At 35.4% G+C, this 16,682-nt stretch carries 20 protein-coding genes; all 20 read left to right on the top strand.

Annotated elements, in window-relative coordinates:
- The first annotated feature begins 58 nt into the window (after positions 1-58).
- Entirely contained in the window at positions 59-1,372 is a 1,314-nt protein-coding gene (gene brnQ / locus C0979_RS07930; RefSeq protein WP_101695449.1) for a branched-chain amino acid transport system II carrier protein, read from the top strand.
- Positions 1,373-1,647: 275 nt separating this feature from the next.
- Positions 1,648-2,220, top strand: a complete 573-nt coding sequence (locus C0979_RS12250) for a PLDc N-terminal domain-containing protein (RefSeq protein WP_408608328.1) — start codon at positions 1,648-1,650, stop codon at positions 2,218-2,220.
- A gap of 9 nt (positions 2,221-2,229) precedes the next feature.
- Positions 2,230-2,997, top strand: coding sequence for a phospholipase D-like domain-containing protein (locus C0979_RS12245; RefSeq protein ID WP_306346034.1), 768 nt, complete (start codon positions 2,230-2,232; stop codon positions 2,995-2,997).
- Between the two features lie 28 nt (positions 2,998-3,025).
- Positions 3,026-4,429 (top strand): cardiolipin synthase, encoded by a 1,404-nt coding sequence (cls, locus tag C0979_RS07920; RefSeq protein ID WP_101695448.1) that lies wholly within the window; start codon positions 3,026-3,028, stop codon positions 4,427-4,429.
- Positions 4,430-4,758: 329 nt separating this feature from the next.
- On the top strand, positions 4,759-5,154 hold the full coding sequence (gene mutT / locus C0979_RS07915) for an 8-oxo-dGTP diphosphatase MutT (RefSeq protein ID WP_101695675.1): 396 nt from the start codon (positions 4,759-4,761) through the stop codon (positions 5,152-5,154).
- Between the two features lies 1 nt (position 5,155).
- Positions 5,156-6,739 (top strand): DNA/RNA helicase domain-containing protein, encoded by a 1,584-nt coding sequence (locus tag C0979_RS07910; protein ID WP_101695447.1) that lies wholly within the window; start codon positions 5,156-5,158, stop codon positions 6,737-6,739.
- A 21-nt stretch (positions 6,740-6,760) separates the two neighbouring features.
- Entirely contained in the window at positions 6,761-7,096 is a 336-nt protein-coding gene (locus tag C0979_RS07905; protein WP_101695446.1) for a nucleotide pyrophosphohydrolase, read from the top strand.
- Positions 7,097-7,389: 293 nt separating this feature from the next.
- Positions 7,390-7,596, top strand: a complete 207-nt coding sequence (locus C0979_RS12315; protein ID WP_330403473.1) for a tyrosine-type recombinase/integrase — start codon at positions 7,390-7,392, stop codon at positions 7,594-7,596.
- A gap of 162 nt (positions 7,597-7,758) precedes the next feature.
- Positions 7,759-8,016: a tyrosine-type recombinase/integrase gene (locus C0979_RS12310; RefSeq protein ID WP_330403472.1), complete on the top strand. Its 258-nt coding sequence runs from the start codon at positions 7,759-7,761 to the stop codon at positions 8,014-8,016.
- A gap of 109 nt (positions 8,017-8,125) precedes the next feature.
- Entirely contained in the window at positions 8,126-9,004 is an 879-nt protein-coding gene (locus C0979_RS07895) for a GNAT family N-acetyltransferase (RefSeq protein WP_101695445.1), read from the top strand.
- 122 nt (positions 9,005-9,126) lie between these two features.
- Positions 9,127-9,276, top strand: coding sequence for a helix-turn-helix transcriptional regulator (locus tag C0979_RS07890; protein WP_101695444.1), 150 nt, complete (start codon positions 9,127-9,129; stop codon positions 9,274-9,276).
- Positions 9,277-9,296: 20 nt separating this feature from the next.
- Positions 9,297-9,530 (top strand): hypothetical protein, encoded by a 234-nt coding sequence (locus C0979_RS07885; RefSeq protein WP_101695443.1) that lies wholly within the window; start codon positions 9,297-9,299, stop codon positions 9,528-9,530.
- 558 nt (positions 9,531-10,088) lie between these two features.
- The gene (locus C0979_RS07880; RefSeq protein WP_101695442.1) at positions 10,089-10,319 is read left to right on the top strand and encodes a helix-turn-helix domain-containing protein; all 231 of its coding nucleotides are present in this window, start codon (positions 10,089-10,091) and stop codon (positions 10,317-10,319) included.
- A gap of 20 nt (positions 10,320-10,339) precedes the next feature.
- Entirely contained in the window at positions 10,340-11,092 is a 753-nt protein-coding gene (locus C0979_RS07875) for a phospholipase D-like domain-containing protein (protein ID WP_101695441.1), read from the top strand.
- A 319-nt stretch (positions 11,093-11,411) separates the two neighbouring features.
- Positions 11,412-11,534: a hypothetical protein gene (locus C0979_RS12210; RefSeq protein ID WP_278336533.1), complete on the top strand. Its 123-nt coding sequence runs from the start codon at positions 11,412-11,414 to the stop codon at positions 11,532-11,534.
- Between the two features lie 295 nt (positions 11,535-11,829).
- Positions 11,830-12,690 carry a GIY-YIG nuclease family protein gene (locus tag C0979_RS07870; RefSeq protein WP_101695440.1) on the top strand — a complete coding sequence of 287 codons (861 nt, stop codon included), beginning with the start codon at positions 11,830-11,832 and terminating at the stop codon, positions 12,688-12,690.
- Positions 12,691-12,804: 114 nt separating this feature from the next.
- A complete protein-coding gene (locus C0979_RS07865; RefSeq protein WP_101695439.1) occupies positions 12,805-13,029 on the top strand; it encodes a helix-turn-helix domain-containing protein in 225 nt (74 codons plus the stop codon).
- Complete coding sequence (locus C0979_RS07860) at positions 13,026-14,876, top strand: Dam family site-specific DNA-(adenine-N6)-methyltransferase (protein ID WP_101695438.1); 1,851 nt, start codon at positions 13,026-13,028, stop codon at positions 14,874-14,876. Before C0979_RS07865 ends, C0979_RS07860 begins: the two co-directional genes overlap by 4 nt.
- Before the next feature lie 9 nt (positions 14,877-14,885).
- Entirely contained in the window at positions 14,886-15,734 is an 849-nt protein-coding gene (locus C0979_RS07855; RefSeq protein ID WP_101695437.1) for a hypothetical protein, read from the top strand.
- 4 nt (positions 15,735-15,738) lie between these two features.
- Positions 15,739-16,665, top strand: a complete 927-nt coding sequence (locus C0979_RS07850) for an AAA family ATPase (protein WP_101695436.1) — start codon at positions 15,739-15,741, stop codon at positions 16,663-16,665.
- Positions 16,666-16,682: the final 17 nt, after the last annotated feature.

Here is a 16,682-nt window from a genome sequence, read left to right as displayed (position 1 = left end):
CGGTCAGGAGTAGGGAATTCCTTACTTCATTCTATTTTACAGAAGAGGAGAAATGATTATGAAACTGGAAAAAAAGAAAATGCTGTTGGTAAGCTTTATGCTGTTTTCGCTGTTCTTTGGGGCAGGAAATTTGATTTTCCCGCCATTTTTGGGACAAAATGCAGGAAGTCACACCATTTCAGCTATCATTGGATTTTTGGCAACAGCGGTTGTTCTGCCGGTACTAGGAGTCATTGTAGTTGCCAGATTTGACGGACTGGATCGACTGGCCAACCATGTAGGCGTTAAGTTTTCCGCAGTGTTTACTGTGTTGATTTATTTGTCTATCGGTCCAGGACTTGGAATTCCAAGGGCTGCTTCCGTTCCGTTTGAAATGGCAGTAGCGCCGTATCTTCCGGAAGGGACGAATATGACGGTATGGATGGTAGCATATTCCCTGGTGTTCTTCCTGATTGCTTTGTGGCTTTGTTTTACTCCGGGAAAATTGGTAAAAAGAATTGGAACATTCTTGACACCAAGCCTTCTTATTTTACTGGTCTTTCTGTTTATTAGCTTTCTGATGAAGGGGCAGGTAGATGTTGCAGCTCCGCAGGAAGCCTACAAGGCGGCACCGTTTCTGCAAGGATTTTCTGAAGGATACCAGACGATGGATACGATTGCGGCGTTAAACTTTGGATTGGTGATTGCAACAACACTAAGTTCTTTTGGATTAAAAGAAAAGAAGAGAACCATGCACTATACGGTACTGGCTGGTGTGTTTGCGGGAAGTATTTTAGCTGTAGTATATATGATGCTGACTTATATGGGAATGTGTAGTTCCAATGTTTATCCAATTCAGGAAAATGGAGCGTGGACGCTTCGTTGTATTGTGTCTCAATTGTTTGGACAGCCGGGAGCAATCCTTTTGGCAGCCATTTTTACCTTGGCATGTTTAACCACTTGTGTGGGACTGATTAACTCTATTTCTCAGTTCTTTTCTACACAATTTGGTAAGTTTTCTTACCGTCAGTGGGTACTGATCATTGTTGCATTTTCTTTCCTGGTATGTAATTTGGGATTGAATGCAATTCTTAGCATCTCCATTCCGGTGCTGAATGCGATTTATCCAGTTTCGATTGTGTTAATTGTTCTGGGACTTTCACATCGGCTCTGGGAGAAGAATCGTTACGTGTATCCAATGGTAATTGCCGGTACAGGATGCGTCAGCGTGATTTATGCACTGGATGCTGCTGGATTACCGCTGGGTGTGCTGAGTGATCTTTGCCACAAGTTACCATTGTATTCTATGGGATTTTGCTGGGTTAGTGTAACAGTGGTGATGTTGGTCGTAAGTTTAATTGTAAATAAGGTTGTGAAACCAAAGGAAGCATAGGATAAAAGTGAATTTCTAAACATTACGATATAATAAGAGGAAGGATATCTATGAAAAATGATTCCAAAGAAACCGGATTACGCCTTTTAAAGAAGGGAAAACAAGGGATTTTCTGAATGATTTTCAGTCGATCAGGGCTGATTCTTGTATTGCTTGCCGTACAGGTTTTGTTTCTGTTTAGTATCTTTCATTGGTTTTAAGCTTTTCTGCCGCATATTTATGGTGGAGTTGTAATCTTTACTGTTTTTATGGTGTTATATTGGCTGAACAGTCCGATGAATCCTACGGTTAAAATCACATGGCTGGTAGTGATTATGCTGCTTCCAGTGTTTGGAGCTTTATTATTTCTTTATACACAGGAGAACGTTGGTCACCGTGTCTTGCAAAGAAATTATGCCAGATTAAATGAAGAAACAGAGAAATTCTTAAAGCAAGATCCAGAAACCGAAAAAAAGCTGAAGCAGCCTGATCCTGGGGCGGCGGCATTGACTCGTTATGTGCAAAGAAGTGGATGCTATCCGGTATATGAGAAGATTTCTGTTACTTATTTTCCGCTGGGAGAAGATAAGTTTAAAGAAATGTTGATCCAATTAGAAAAGGCAGAGCATTTTATCTTTTTGGAATACTTTATTGTAGACGAAGGGGAAATGTGGGGACAGATTCTGGAAATCTTGGCACGAAAGGCAAAAGAGGGAGTCGAGGTACGAATGCTTTATGACGGTACTTGTGAATTGTCTACCCTTCCTCACGATTACCCGAAGCGGATTAGGAAACTTGGTATTAAATGTAAAATGTTTGCTCCGATTAAGCCGTTTGTATCTACCCATTACAATTACCGGGATCATTGAAAAATTCTCGTGATTGATGGAAGAGTAGCCTTTAATGGAGGCGTGAACCTGGCAGACGAATATATCAATACTTATGAAAAGTATGGTCACTGGAAAGATACTGCTGTAATGCTGCAGGGCGAAGCGGTTCTTAGGTTTACGAGGATGTTTCTGCATATGTGGTCTTTGGATGAAAAGGAAATGGATTTCGATCGATTCTTGAATGTACCAATTACACCGCAAGCTGAAAATGGATTTGTGCTGCCTTACGGCGACTGTCCTCTTGACAGAGATAAGGTGGGGGAACAGGTCTATATCGATATGTTGAACCGGGCACAGAAGTATGTTCATATTATGACGTCTTATTTAATCCTGGACGGAGAGATGGAGAATGCATTAAAATATGCGGCAGAACGAGGTGTCGATGTGAAAATTATGCTTCCTGGAATTCCGGATAAGTATATTCCATTCGCACTTGCATTGACGCACTATCGATCCCTGATGGAATCGGGGGTAGAAATTTACGAATATACGCCAGGTTTTGTCCATGCAAAAGTTTTTGTATGTGATGGCAGGGAGGCTGTTGTAGGCACAATCAATCTGGATTACCGAAGCCTTTATCATCATTTTGAATGTGCTACTTATATGTGGGGAACAGATTGTATTCCTCAGATCGAAGAAGATTTTGAACTTACACAGGAAAAATGCCGGAAGGTTACTGTTGACATGATTCGAACAGAGCCGTTTAAGCGTCGAGTGCTTGGTTTTGTTGCCAAAACCGTTGCACCGCTGTTGTAACCGACATAGGAGACAGGGAGGTTAGACGATGCTGAAAGTGATTCTATTGATTCTGTATATTGCTACTATTTTGACGGTTATTTTTGTAGAACGAAAGAACCCGACAGAAGCAATGCTCTGGGTGCTTGTCATGGTGTGTCTTCCGTATGCAGGAATGCTGCTTTATCTGGTTTTTGGCAGTACGACTGCGATTAAGCTTACTTCTGTCTTGCGCCGCAAGAGGCTTTCCAAACGATTAGCTGTTGCAGAAGCGCCAAAGAATTTATTAGCCGTCCAGACGCTTTCCGAGGAAGATCTTCAGGTTATGCAGTTTAATGCGAATTATAATAACAGTCCGGTGACCTGCTACGATGATTATCAATTGTTCATTACGGGAGAAGCGCATTACCGTGCGCTGTTTCAGGACATTAAGGAAGCCAAAGAAAGTATTTATGTACTGTTTTATACGATTCACCATGATGTGATGGGAGAAGCACTGGTTAAAGCATTGACAAAGAAGGCAAAAGAAGGCGTTACAGTTCTGGTGATGTGTGACTTTATTGCCAATTTGTCTACACCGGGCAAAATGTTCAAGCCACTGATAAGCGCCGGGGGAAAAGTGATCCGGGTTAAGCCTTATCTGACCCATTACAGAAGCCACCGAAAGATCGTTGCTATCGATCACAAAATCGGGTATATCGGAGGCATGAATATGGGGAAACAGTATGCAAATCTTGCAGAAAAGAAAAATCCTTGGCGCGATACGCAAATTCGGTTGACAGGTGCCTGTGTCGCGACGTTGGATGCATATTTTATGACGGATTTCTTATGTGCGGTTCGACAGAGAGATTGGGAGTATATGGTCGAATATATGAAATCACTCAAACTTCCTCCTCAGCAAACGTCACAGAACCTGTGTCAGTTTGTTGTCAGCGGGGTGGATAATGACAAAGAAGCTGCCAAGATGAATTATCTAAGCATGATTCGCAGTGCCAAAAAGAAGATCCGAATCCAGTCGCCTTATTTTATACCAGATGCTTCAGTTCTTGATGCTCTTAAAACAGCGGCTGCATCCGGTGTGGAAATTGAGCTGATGATCCCGGGGATTAAAGCAAGCTTTTTCCTTGATCCTGTGACAACTTATTATGCAGGACAAATCATGGAATTTGGTGCAAAGATTTATAAATATCATGGATACATTCATGCTAAAACAATGACCATTGACGATGAGATATGCTGTATAGGATCGGTTAATATGGATATGCGGTCTCTGATGGTTGATGACGAAATCTGTGGTATCTTTTATGCCAATGATCTGGCGCAGGAATATATCAGAATTTTTGAGAAGGATATTTCAAACTGCGATCCTTATCTTTATGAGCAGTTCCTGAATCGAGGACAGAAAGAAAAGTTTGCAGAGTGTGTTTTCCTTCCGTTTGCCTCTTTGATGTGAGGACTAAGGAGGGCAGAGAACAAAAAAGTGTGCTTGGCACACTTTTTTTGTTGTTTTGGATTCTGGATAAAAAGGCAGGAACTATGTGCTGAAATAAAGGGGGAAAAGAGTTATAATATAAAGAATGAGAGATTTGGAGGGATTGTATGTATACATATGACGAGTTAAAGGAGTTTGCGGATCATTGTACAAGATGTGAACTATGCAAGACCAGAAATCATCCGGTTATGGGGAAGGGAAATTTAAGTTCTCCTGTCCTTTTTATTGCAGAAGCTCCGGGAAAGAACGAAGATCGAGATGGCATGGATAATGGAACAATAGGAGACAACATGAAAGCAATTAGAGTAGTAGCAGCGATTATTATTGACGGTGGCAAAGTGTTTGCAACTCAGCGTGGATATGGTGAATTCAAAGATGGTTGGGAATTTCCAGGTGGAAAAATTGATGCTGGAGAGACACCGGAAGAGGCACTTGTTAGAGAAATAAAAGAGGAACTGGATACAGAAGTTGAAGTGAAAGAATTGCTGGATACCGTAGAATATGATTATCCGAAGTTTCATTTATCAATGGATTGCTTTATTTGCAAGATTAAAGCAGGTGAGTTAGTGTTAAAAGAGCATGAAGCATCGAAGTGGTTGACGAAAGAGACATTAGATAGTGTAGAATGGTTGCCGGCGGATCAAGGATTGATTGAAAAAATTGAAAATTATTTAAGGGAAGGTTAAAATGTTTAGAATTACAGAAGGTGACTTTAAAAATCAAAAATATGGGGATGAAAGTTATCTATCCAATTGGCCAATGTTGTACATTTTGGAAAATGGAAAGCAAGCTTATATTGGTGAGTCGAATCATGTGAAAAATCGTATGTCTCAACATCATAGTTCGGTGGACAAACGAATTTTTGATAAAGTACATTTCATTTATTCTTCTAAATTTAATCAGTCAGTTACTTTTGATTATGAATCAAAATTGATTCAGTATATTGTGGCTGATGAATTATATGAAGTCCGTAATAAAAATGCGGGTATGGCTGATAAGGAATATTACGGAAAGAAAGAATATGATGAAAAATTTCAGGTTCTATGGCGTAGTTTACAGCGTGAAAAGATAGTGAAGCATTCTTTGGAAGAACTTGAAAATTCCGATTTATTCAAGTATTCGCCATTTAAAGAATTAAATAATGACCAAAGAGTGGCAGTAGAAGAAATTGTTGAGTCTTTAAAACAAGAAGAAAATCAAACGGTTGTTGTGAATGGGATGCCAGGTAGTGGTAAAACAATTGTAGCAATTTTTTTGTTAAAATATTTAAGAGATAGTGAAGAGTTTAAAAATAAAAAAATAGGTTTTGTAGTTCCACAAACGTCCCTGAGAAAAACATTAAAAGGAATTTTTAAAAGTATTTATGGATTAAAAGCATCAGATGTATTAGCTCCTTCTGACGTGACAAAACAGTATTATGATATTTTACTTGTGGATGAAGCGCATAGATTACATCAGTACAAAAATATTTCATATATGGGTGCATTTAAGGCTAGTTGTGAGCGAATTGGTTTGACAACTGATAGCGATGAGTTAGACTGGATACTTCATCAATGTAAGTGTCCTGTGCTTTTTTATGATGAGATGCAGGTTGTTGGTCCGTCCGGAATTGATGTCAAAAGATTTCGGAGTAAAATGAAAATAGAACAAACTAGACGATTGATGACTTATTATAATTTATTAACGCAGATGCGAGTAAAAGGTGGGAACGATTATATTTCCTATGTAAAAGAACTTCTGTCTGGAGAAGTTAAAGAAAAGAAAGAATTCAAGAATTATGATTTAATACTAATGACCGACTTCGCGAAGTTCAATGATTTAATGTATCAGAAAGAACAAGAAATTGGTTTGGTGAGAATGGCAGCAGGATACGCATGGGATTGGATTAGTAAAAAAGATAAAACTCTTTATGACATTGACATTCAGGGGATAAAGAAACAATGGAATCATTGTACAGAAGGATGGGTTCATTCAGAAAATGCAATTAATGAGGTTGGATGCATTCACTCTACACAGGGATATGATTTGAATTACGCTTTCATTATTATGGGGAATGAAATAGGATATGATCTGGATAAGAAGAAAATTGTGGTTTGTGCAGAAAATTACTATGATCAAAATGGGAAAAAGACGACAGGATATGAAGAACTTTTAGAGTATATACAGCATATTTATTATGTTCTTATGACGAGAGGTATTCGAGGAACATATTTATATGTATGTGATCAGAATTTAAGAGAGTATATTTCACAATATGTTGATACTGAATAATGAGAAAAGAGGTATATCTAAATGACACAAGAAACGATAAATGAAGTATTAAAGTTTCGAGACGATAGAAACTGGAAGCAGTTTCATAATCCAAAAGATTTGGCAATTTCTATCAGTTTAGAAGCTTCGGAGTTATTGGAAGTGTTCCAATGGAGTGCTGCAGATGTTGTTTGCGAAAATAAACTGGAGAAGATAAAAGAAGAACTGGCAGATGTTATAAATTATTGTATTTTGATGGCTGATACTTGTGGATTGGATTTGGATGAAATTGTTTCTGAAAAAGTAAAAAGAAACAATGAGAAATATCCGGTTGAGAAAGCCTTTGGAAGTAAAGAAAAGTATACAGAACTAAAGTGATAATATAAAAAACCTTGATTGTAAGACTGTGACGTCAGGAACCAAAGATAGAACAGCTGGCAAGTGATAATGTAAGAATAATGATAAAATCATTTTCATTAAACATGGTGGAATGTGCTCGGAAGTTATTTAAAACAGAATATTTATTAGTTAAGCAGAAATGTCTTGATTAGATGATGGAAACGTTGACTAATCAGGACATTTTTATTTTGTGTATTTTTAACAAGAAAATAAAAAATTAGTGGAAATCATACCGGTGATATATAATAAATTTCATAAGCAAGTATTATGAGGTGTTTTATATCTTATTTCACACGGGACTTCGAATTTCGGGATTTTGCGAACTTACTATTAAGGATATTGATTTAAAGAACTGTATCATTAACATCGACCATCAGCTTCAGCGAATCAGCAGCATGGAGTATCACATTGAATTTACGAAGACAAATGCCGGAACGATAAAGATTCCGATGACAGAGGATGTGTTTCGAATGTTTTAGGCGATTTTTGAAGACTGACCAACCGACCTTCTAGAGGTTATGGGGGATGGTTATGTTGGCTTCCCTTTTAGGGATAAGAGTGGGATGCCGGAAGTTGCAATGCATTGGGAACATCGATTTAAGCATACGGTGAATCGATACAATAGTATCTTTAAAGTGTAGATGCCAAAGGTTATGCCTCACGTCAGTAGACATACATATTGTGGAGATCAAGCGAAGGCAGATATGAATCCAAAGCCCCTGCAATATCTCACGGGTCATTCGGATATATCGCTAACCTTTCATGTGTACACTCACCTCAATTTTGATAATGCTGAAGAAGAACTGAAACGTATGGAAGAGTTCAGAAAGGCGCAGGCAGAGGCGGAAAAGAAAAATGATGCAAAAGCGGTATTACAGAAAATGTTTAAAGTTGTGTAGTATTGCTACGCAGCAGAGACGCTTTGGGTTTCCTGGGGCGTTTTTTATGGAAAAACAACGGATGTGACGATATAATGTATTGGAGTGAATTTAAAATGGAGATGAGATTATGACGGGCTCTGAATTACAGTGTAATAATATTTTGATTGATTATTTCTTTAAAGAATTTGTTTATCGAGATTTATATTTTTATAAGGGAAAGCAAAAACAGGAACTATGTGATGGTTTGGTGGAATTTCAAGATGCATATGTAGTTTTTCAAATCAAAGAAAAGAGGAAAAGTACAGCACAGGATTGGCTACAAAAGAAGGTATATAAAAAGGCGGTACACCAAATAAAAGAAACAATTGCAATGTTACAAGATGGAAATGTAATAGTTGTGAAGGAGGACACTATGAGCAGAGATGAACTATGCTCTATTGGAGTAACGTTTGTAGAAGATGAAAAATATACACTAAGTAGGTATGACGTGTCAGAGCAAGAACTGTTTTTTAAGGCATGGAATGAAACTTTTGAGGATACGCCACTTATAAATGATGAACAATTCAAGAAAAAATCGTGGACGGATATGTTATCAGATGCAAGCAAATTGCAACTTAAGATAATAGACAAATTGACGCAAGAATATGTAGGCGAAGTAGTTCTTATGAAATTTGATACAGAAATGCCAGAGATAGGAATACAATTACTTAAGAAATATCACAGTCAGGGAATTGGCACTCGAGTAGTGAATCTATTTGTTAATCGGTTGAAGTCTATTATGCAAGTGAAATTTTTCACAGTTAGAATTCGCTCAGATAATTATATCAGCCAAAGAATGTTTGAAAAGATGGGAGCAATTAAAGTCGGTGAAGAAGGTAAAGAATATGCAGAATTGATGCTTGAATTGATGCGGAATATGGGTAAAGAAAAGTTTGAAAAAGCAATTGAGAAAGAGTTTGAAAGTACACAAACATATACACTATGTTATAAACTACCAGTGGTATAAAATTCTATTAGCCTTGAAGCGAAAACGTGACGTAACTAATGGTTGCATAAATGCAAGAGTTAGTTGATAGAAATTAAATAGTCAATTTGATATGATTTACTAAAAACGAAAGAGGTGCATATATGATGTTGGCTGAGAATTTACAATTATTAAGAAAAGAGAATGGGTGGTCGCAAGAGGAACTTGCAGAAAAATGTCAAGTATCTCGCCAGGCTATTGCAAAATGGGAAAGTGGAGAAAGTGTACCGGTACTTGAAAAATTGATTTTTTAGCTGGGTTATATGAAGTATCTTTGGATGAATTGGTTGGAAGAATTGTAGTAGATAAGTATGCAAAAGTGAAACAGTACATAAAAGAATTTGCCGCAAAAGATATTCCGGTTGATGAGGATGATGACATATCTGCTATTGTTGTAAGGTATTTACTATTTGCTGAAAGAGAGGGATTGACAGCGGAACAACGAATGGTCGGGTTGGAAGAAATATTTTTATGTGATGCAGAGAAAGACAGAAGGGAAACACCTTAGTAGTAACCGTTCCCTTTTTACTATTATTTCTACTACTAACAGGTAGCCACAACTTGCAATAATATGCTATAATTTGCCTAGTTACCACTGATTAGGCAACAAAACACAAATCCCCGGAAACCTCGCAAAATACGGTATTTCCGGGCAAAAAGGAGCAAAAAATTACTATGATAAAAGTATTATTTATTTGCCACGGCAGGACTCTTGGAATACATGCAATTCGCAATATAATGGGGCAAAATGGGGCATTTCATGGATAGTAGGATAGATTGAGACTACCAAGTGACTACTTTTAAGTCACTTTAAACGGGTAAATGTAAAGTAATCGTTAATGGGGTTATATAGAAAGTTTGTTCCAAATTGTAATCGTTAACAGGGTTCTACTAAGTGACTACTACATTTAATAATTAAAAATGTAAATGTTGAGAATGGTACGCATCTTGCAGCAATTGTGGGGTGCTTTTTTTCAGTTTGGTAATGAAAGTCTGAAACAAGCGTGATATAATGTTATAAATAATCTTTTTTGTGTTAGATTTAACGGTGCAATGGAGAATATATATGGTCAAAAATAACATTGAAGTAGATGTAAAAATAAAATGTATAGAAAATGAAACTACGCAGGCACAACTTGCAGAGGATGTTGGGACAACAGGTCAGTATGTGAATCGCATCATCAAAAAGAATGTCGGGGTTGTAAATAAGACCTTCGTGCAGATGCTTGAGGTTCTTGGATATGATATTGAATTGACCTATGTGAAGAGAGTAACAGATGTAAAAACAGATAGATAATTAGGGGTGGAGGAAACAGTGTGACAGAACGAGAATATAAAAAATTACTGATTGATATGGTTTCGATTGGTGATTATAAAGATAAAGAGGAAATTGTTAATCTGCTTAAAATTTGCAATGTTACGTTTGAAAAGACAGTAGCGTTTGCATATAGTGGGATTTGGGACCAACGCAAAGAATACATTTACTTGAGTATTATTCCTGAGAAATTGGTTCAATTGAAGTCGCATTCGGAGTATGTCAAAAATGTATGCAACGAAATTTATCCTGTAAGTGATGAATATATGTTAGCTGATGTAATTTTTAAACCAGGAGCATTGTTGGATTATGAAGAGGTCAGTCAAGAAGTATTGTTTGAAAATATTCAGAAACAAATTATAGAGGAAATTAGAAATGCAAAATATATGATTTTGGTTGCGATGGCATGGTTTACGGATCCGGTTTTATACCAGGAACTCTTGAAGAAGAAAAGAGAGGGTGTGTTGATTGAAATTGTCCTTGATGATAATGAGAAAAATCGAAATGTTGAATTTGATTTGTCGGAAGAATTTAGTACATACTGGGTTTCCATCGAATCTCTTTATAAAAATATAATGCACGACAAGTTTTGCATTATCGATTTATATACAGTTGTTCACGGAACATTTAATTGGACGAAGGCAGCAAACTATAATAAAGAAACAATTAGCATTGACCGTAATAGAACAACGGCAGAAAGTTTTGCGGATGAATTCATGAAATTAAAAAAACAAGGATGTGTTTCCTTGTTTTAACCATGTGGAGTGCGTCTGTCTGCTGTCAAGAAAAAGAAAATACAAGGCATAAAATCCTTGAAATCAAGGGATTTTGAATATCATCAAAAAATGCTGATTTAGAAAAAAGCTGTTTTCCCTTGATTTTACAATAGTTTTATAGTTTCAATTTACATAGGGTGGAGTTCAAAAACTACTTTTTGAGGTGCTGAGTGAATAGAGCTACTGTCAGTTTCTGTGGAGATTTTGGATGCATTTTTATGCTAAAACAAGATAGGACACTCAAGATAAGGGCAAAGAAATACACGTGATGAGTATCCTATTATTGCAGAGGTGCAAAATGGAAGATAAATTAAAAGTAGAAATTATACCTGCAAAACCAAAACAGAGGGATAAAAAAGTAGCAGTTTATGCAAGGGTGAGTTCTAACAGTAGTGAACAGTTAAAAAGTTTGCAAGCATAGGTATAAGGATTAACACGTCTTGCAACGGTCAAGGCTGATTGGTTATTAGAAGATATTTATATGGATATCGCTACAAGTAAAACTTGTTGAGATGGCAGTATTGTTGACTAAAGTACATAAGAAAAAGTGTGAAAATGCTTAAAAATGAGTCTTTTCAGAAGAATAGTGGCAGGTAATTTTATGGGAATTATTTCTTTACACTACTCCTTAAAACGAAGGCAAATACAAGGTTGACCGTACAAAAATACTGAATGTAGGTTGGTTATACAAAAATATTGAATGGCGGTGATTAATAATGGCTTATGGAAAATCTATAGAATTATTTCTTGTAAATGGAACGGCGGATAGTCTGATTATAGCTGAGTTATCAAATTGGAATGGAAAAGCAATCAAGATTCCACGTATAGAGATTTCTTCTTGTGACCGTGATGATATCACCCAGGCAGGAGTATACTTTTTGTTTTGTAAAGAAGATGATGGATCTGATTCTGTATATATCGGTGAAGCTGAAAATGTAAAAGAAAGACTTGTACAGCATTTAAGAGATTATCAAGCTGAAAAAGAAAAGTATTACTGGAATACTGCAGTTGTATTTATAGGTAGAGACTTAAATAAAGCACTCATTAGATACTTAGAAAATCGATTTGTTGAAATAGCAAGAACTAGTAATAGATTTCTTGTTCTTACAAAGAATACATATCGAAATACGGTTATGAAGGAATCTCAGATAGCTGTTATGGAAGAGTTTGTTGATAATGTTAAGATTCTTATCAATGCACTTGGATATAAGGTTTTGGAACCTTTTGCACAGGCGGTTTCATCGAGTACAACAGGCGATGATGAAATGCTTTATGTTACATCAGGATCTGTGAATGCGACTGGAAAAGTAACTGCTGAAGGTTTTGTTGTATTTGCAGGTGCTACAATTAATGAAAAAACATCAGCTAAATCTTTAAGCTCAGGAATGAAAAAGTTAAGGCAAAAACTTATTAATTCAGATAAAGTAAAGAATTTAATTACAACAGAGGATATATTGTTTTCAAGTTCATCTGCAGCAGCAGATTTTATATTGGGTTATAGTGTAAGTGGGCCACGTACCTGGAAAACAAAAGCGGGAAGGTCTTTAAAAGAAATAGAAAGTAATGAAACTATATAATATAGAGACAGGTGTGTAGTGATTAGTTATGCACACCTATTTTTAGATTGTAAGTATTCCTTAAAAGGTATAGAATAATTTGTGATATTTTCTTGAAGTATATGGAGGTTAATAATGATTTTTTATACTACAACTGAAATGGCTAAAAAATGGAATGTGTCAAGAAGAAGAGTAACGACTTTGTGCATTGAAGGAAGAATCGAAGGCGCATTTCTAAAAGGAAATACATGGATTATCCCGGGTGATGCGAAAAAACCGGAAGATCCAAGACAGTTTCGTAATAACGAGCAGGATATATTTGATAATACAATAAAGAAAAAGAAACAGGTGAAACTATGAGATATTTAGGAAGTAAAGTTAAATTACTTTCAGCAATTGAAAACGTTATTGAAGAAAATAATATTACAGGAGATACTTTTGCTGATTTATTTGGCGGAACAGGATGCGTAGGAGATTATTTTAAAGATAGATACAAAATAATCTCTAATGATTTCTTGTTTTATTCGTATGTGATAAACAGAGCTAAATTGAGCAATGAGCAAATTCCATCATTTAAACAATTCAAGCAACGCTATAAAAGTGATATATTCGAGTGGCTTAATAGTCAAACTTATATACCGGATGATTCATATTTCTTTTATCATAATTATACTCCTGTTGGAGACAGAATGTTTTTTACGGAATCAAATGGTATCAAGATTGATGGGATTAGACAAAAAATTGAATGCCTGAAAGATAACAATATAATAACAGATGATGAATATTATTTTTTACTTGCATCAATGGTAGAAAGTATAACTAAAGTGTCTAATATTTCTGGAACATATGAGGCATTTTTTAAATTTTGGGATTCACGAGCTGAAAAAGAGTTTGAGATTATGCCACTTGAAATTAACGAAGTGAAACTTTATGCGGATAATGTTTTGTATAATGAAGATACTAATAAATTAGTTAGAAAAATAAGCGGTGATATAGCATATATAGACCCTCCATATACAGTCACTCAATATATATCTGCATACCATATGTTTGAGACTTTAGCAAAATACGATTACCCTGCTATTAAGGGCGTTGGAGGTAAAAGAGGTAGAGGAGATAAGAATTCTTTATACGCTCAAAGAACTAAAGCTAAAATGATATTTGAGGATTTGTTTAGACAGATACAATTCAAACATATACTAATTAGCTATAGCAATCAAGGTTTAGTCCCTGTCGAAGAATTGTGTGAGTTAGCTTCTCATTTTGCCAAAAATGGAGTTGTTAAAATTAATCATTTTGATTACAGAGAATACCAAAATCACCGTTCAAGTAACAAAAGAAATGGTAGTAATCTTAATGAAGTAATCATTTATTTTGAAAAAGATATGAGCATAAATAAATCACCATTAAATTATTCTGGAAGTAAAGATACTCTACTTCCGGCAATATTAAGGGAGCTTCCACCTAATATTGACACATTTGTTGATGCAATGGGTGGCGCATTTAATGTTGGGTCAAATGTTTCTGCTATTAAAAAGGTTGTTTACAATGAAATTAACCCATATATTTATGACCTCGTTGATTGGTTGTTAAAAACGGACAGTGAAGATGTAATTAGACAGGTTGAAAGCACTATAAATGAATATGGTTTAGAAAAAGGAGCGAGAGCTCAGTATGAACGACTTAGAGATGATTATAACGAATCACAAAATCCGCTAATGCTATATGTATTGCACATGTATTCTTTTCAAAATATGATCAGATTTAATGGAAAACATAAGTTTAATACACCAATAGGAGTAGCAGGATATAGCGATGATATAAAACAAAGGATTTTGAATTTTTCTGTAAAAGCGCCTGAAATCGAATTGATAAATTCAGACTATACACAGCTTAAATGGGACAATTATCCTGAAGGAACTGTTTTTTACTTTGATCCACCTTATTTTATCACTAGCGCAGCGTATAATGACGGGAGAAGAGGGATGAAAGGTTGGAGCATTAACGAAGAAGTTGAACTACTGAATGTACTTAAACACATTGATGAATTAGGTCACTTCTTTATTCTATCCAATGTGCTTGAACATAAAGGAAAAGAAAACACTTTGTTAAAAGAATGGATAGCAGAAAATAATTATAAAGTTGTAAATATCGGAACTAGTGGCTGGCGATATGCTAAGAATGAAGTTTTAATAATGAATTATTAGGAGGAAAAGATGGAACATAAATTGATCCTATGTCAAACAATAAAAGACACAATCGATAATGCAAATCCCAATGCACTGTCTGCATGGGCCACGAAGGGCTACTCATCACCAGCAGACTTGCTTATAAAAATCAAAGATAGGTTAAACTTATACAACAGTAAATTAAATATTAGTGATATTGAAGTTAGGAGCACTGTAGAAGTATATGGAAGCTCTTGTAATTATTTGGGCTTAATAGAATCAGTTGAGGATAAACCACAAATTAAAGCTTATGTTTTTTTTACACAGCCTGTTGTTGGTTCTAGATCTGCCTTTTTTGAACAACAATTTTTTCCAGTGATTTCATCAGTTATAGAAAATGGGATTTCTTCAAATGAATATCATTTAACGAATCGTCCAGTTTATATTGTAAATATAAATACAGATAACATGACTCCATCAATGGCCTTAAGTGTATATTCGGGTAAAGTTGTTGGATTTCATATTATTGATATGATGGATAATGATGTAAATTCAATATTGTTATCTGTGGGCTATGATACCAATAAACAGTCTATTACTGAATTTGATAAACTAATTACAAATATTAGCGTTTCAAGACCAAAAGCTAATAATTTTTTTGATTTAGATTGTGCTTCAAAGAGAATAACATATAAAGATCAGAAATTCCGAGATAAATCGGGAGCCTTAAAGACCACATTAACTAATGAACCATATTGGTTTATGTTAAGGTCTTTGGCAGCATTATACCTTGTTGATAAAGAAGGATATTCGTTTGATGTATCGAGTTTGACGGTATTAAGCTCAAATAAAAGTTTAGGTGCGTTTGTGAAATACGTTAAAAAAATTGGAGGTTAAATAAATGCAAACTATATATTATGGTGCTCCTGGAACAGGTAAGAGTTTTACAATAGATAATGACATAATTAAAGGGGTACACCACGATTATGTTTATAGAGTAACTTTTTATCCAGATTTTTCCTATAGTGATTTTATAGGTCAGCTTCTTCCAGTTGTAAAGAAATCATCCACTCCTGGCGGGACAAGTTCTATAACATACTCATTTGTAAAGGGGGTATTTACATTGGCTTTGGAAAAAGCTTATGAGGATACTACAAAAGATGTTTATCTTATCATAGAAGAAATGTCCAGAGGAGATTGCGCTGCAATATTTGGAGATATTTTTCAGTTGCTTGATAGAGAAAAAGTTGGTGTGAATAAAGGATATAGTAAATACTTTATTAATAATGAAATGATATCAAAGGATATTGTTGCACTTGCAGGAACACAAGTTAAGCTTCCGCCAAATTTTCATATTTTAGGAACGGTAAATACAAGTGATCAAAATGTTTTTGTGATGGATACAGCCTTTAAAAGAAGATTTGATTGGGAATACATAAGCACAGATGCAGTCAAGGATTCAACTGGAGCATTCATAAACAATCCTAATCTTAAGTATAATAATGGCAGTATTATGGTTTCTATATCGTGGGTAGATTTATATACTAAATTAAATAAGTTTATTTCAGAAGAGCAATATTTAAGTTTAGGCGAAGATAAGCAAATAGGACAATTTTTCATAGAATTTGATTTGAGTGCGACTGATTTAGAGCATAAGAAACAAGTAAAGAATAAATTGTTGCATTATTTATGGAATGATGTGCATAAAGCATCTTACAAAAGTGATATTTCACTGTTTGATAAGAAAATTGGATCTTTTTCTGAATTATACAAAGCTTTTGAAAATGATGAAGCTATTTTTAGTAGTGATTTTATTGCAATATTATGATGATAAGGAAATGAATG

The sequence above is a fragment of the Dorea phocaeensis genome (assembly GCF_900240315.1).
GTDB classification, from domain to species: Bacteria; Bacillota; Clostridia; order Lachnospirales; family Lachnospiraceae; genus Dorea_B; species Dorea_B phocaeensis.
This window is presented reverse-complemented; position numbering and strand designations above follow the sequence as displayed.

Bases quoted from the DNA above. Each gene is read 5' to 3' on its own strand.
- brnQ (WP_101695449.1), top strand. From the start codon at position 59: ATGAAACTGGAAAAAAAGAAAATGCTGTTGGTAAGCTTTATGCTGTTT.
- C0979_RS12250 (WP_408608328.1), top strand. From the start codon at position 1,648: ATGAATCCTACGGTTAAAATCACATGGCTGGTAGTGATTATGCTGCTT.
- cls (WP_101695448.1), top strand. From the start codon at position 3,026: ATGCTGAAAGTGATTCTATTGATTCTGTATATTGCTACTATTTTGACG.
- mutT (WP_101695675.1), top strand. From the start codon at position 4,759: ATGAAAGCAATTAGAGTAGTAGCAGCGATTATTATTGACGGTGGCAAA.
- C0979_RS07910 (WP_101695447.1), top strand. From the start codon at position 5,156: ATGTTTAGAATTACAGAAGGTGACTTTAAAAATCAAAAATATGGGGAT.
- C0979_RS07905 (WP_101695446.1), top strand. From the start codon at position 6,761: ATGACACAAGAAACGATAAATGAAGTATTAAAGTTTCGAGACGATAGA.
- C0979_RS12310 (WP_330403472.1), top strand. From the start codon at position 7,759: ATGCCAAAGGTTATGCCTCACGTCAGTAGACATACATATTGTGGAGAT.
- C0979_RS07895 (WP_101695445.1), top strand. From the start codon at position 8,126: ATGACGGGCTCTGAATTACAGTGTAATAATATTTTGATTGATTATTTC.
- C0979_RS07890 (WP_101695444.1), top strand. From the start codon at position 9,127: ATGATGTTGGCTGAGAATTTACAATTATTAAGAAAAGAGAATGGGTGG.
- C0979_RS07880 (WP_101695442.1), top strand. From the start codon at position 10,089: ATGGTCAAAAATAACATTGAAGTAGATGTAAAAATAAAATGTATAGAA.
- C0979_RS12210 (WP_278336533.1), top strand. From the start codon at position 11,412: ATGGAAGATAAATTAAAAGTAGAAATTATACCTGCAAAACCAAAACAG.
- C0979_RS07870 (WP_101695440.1), top strand. From the start codon at position 11,830: ATGGCTTATGGAAAATCTATAGAATTATTTCTTGTAAATGGAACGGCG.
- C0979_RS07865 (WP_101695439.1), top strand. From the start codon at position 12,805: ATGATTTTTTATACTACAACTGAAATGGCTAAAAAATGGAATGTGTCA.
- C0979_RS07860 (WP_101695438.1), top strand. From the start codon at position 13,026: ATGAGATATTTAGGAAGTAAAGTTAAATTACTTTCAGCAATTGAAAAC.
- C0979_RS07855 (WP_101695437.1), top strand. From the start codon at position 14,886: ATGGAACATAAATTGATCCTATGTCAAACAATAAAAGACACAATCGAT.
- C0979_RS07850 (WP_101695436.1), top strand. From the start codon at position 15,739: ATGCAAACTATATATTATGGTGCTCCTGGAACAGGTAAGAGTTTTACA.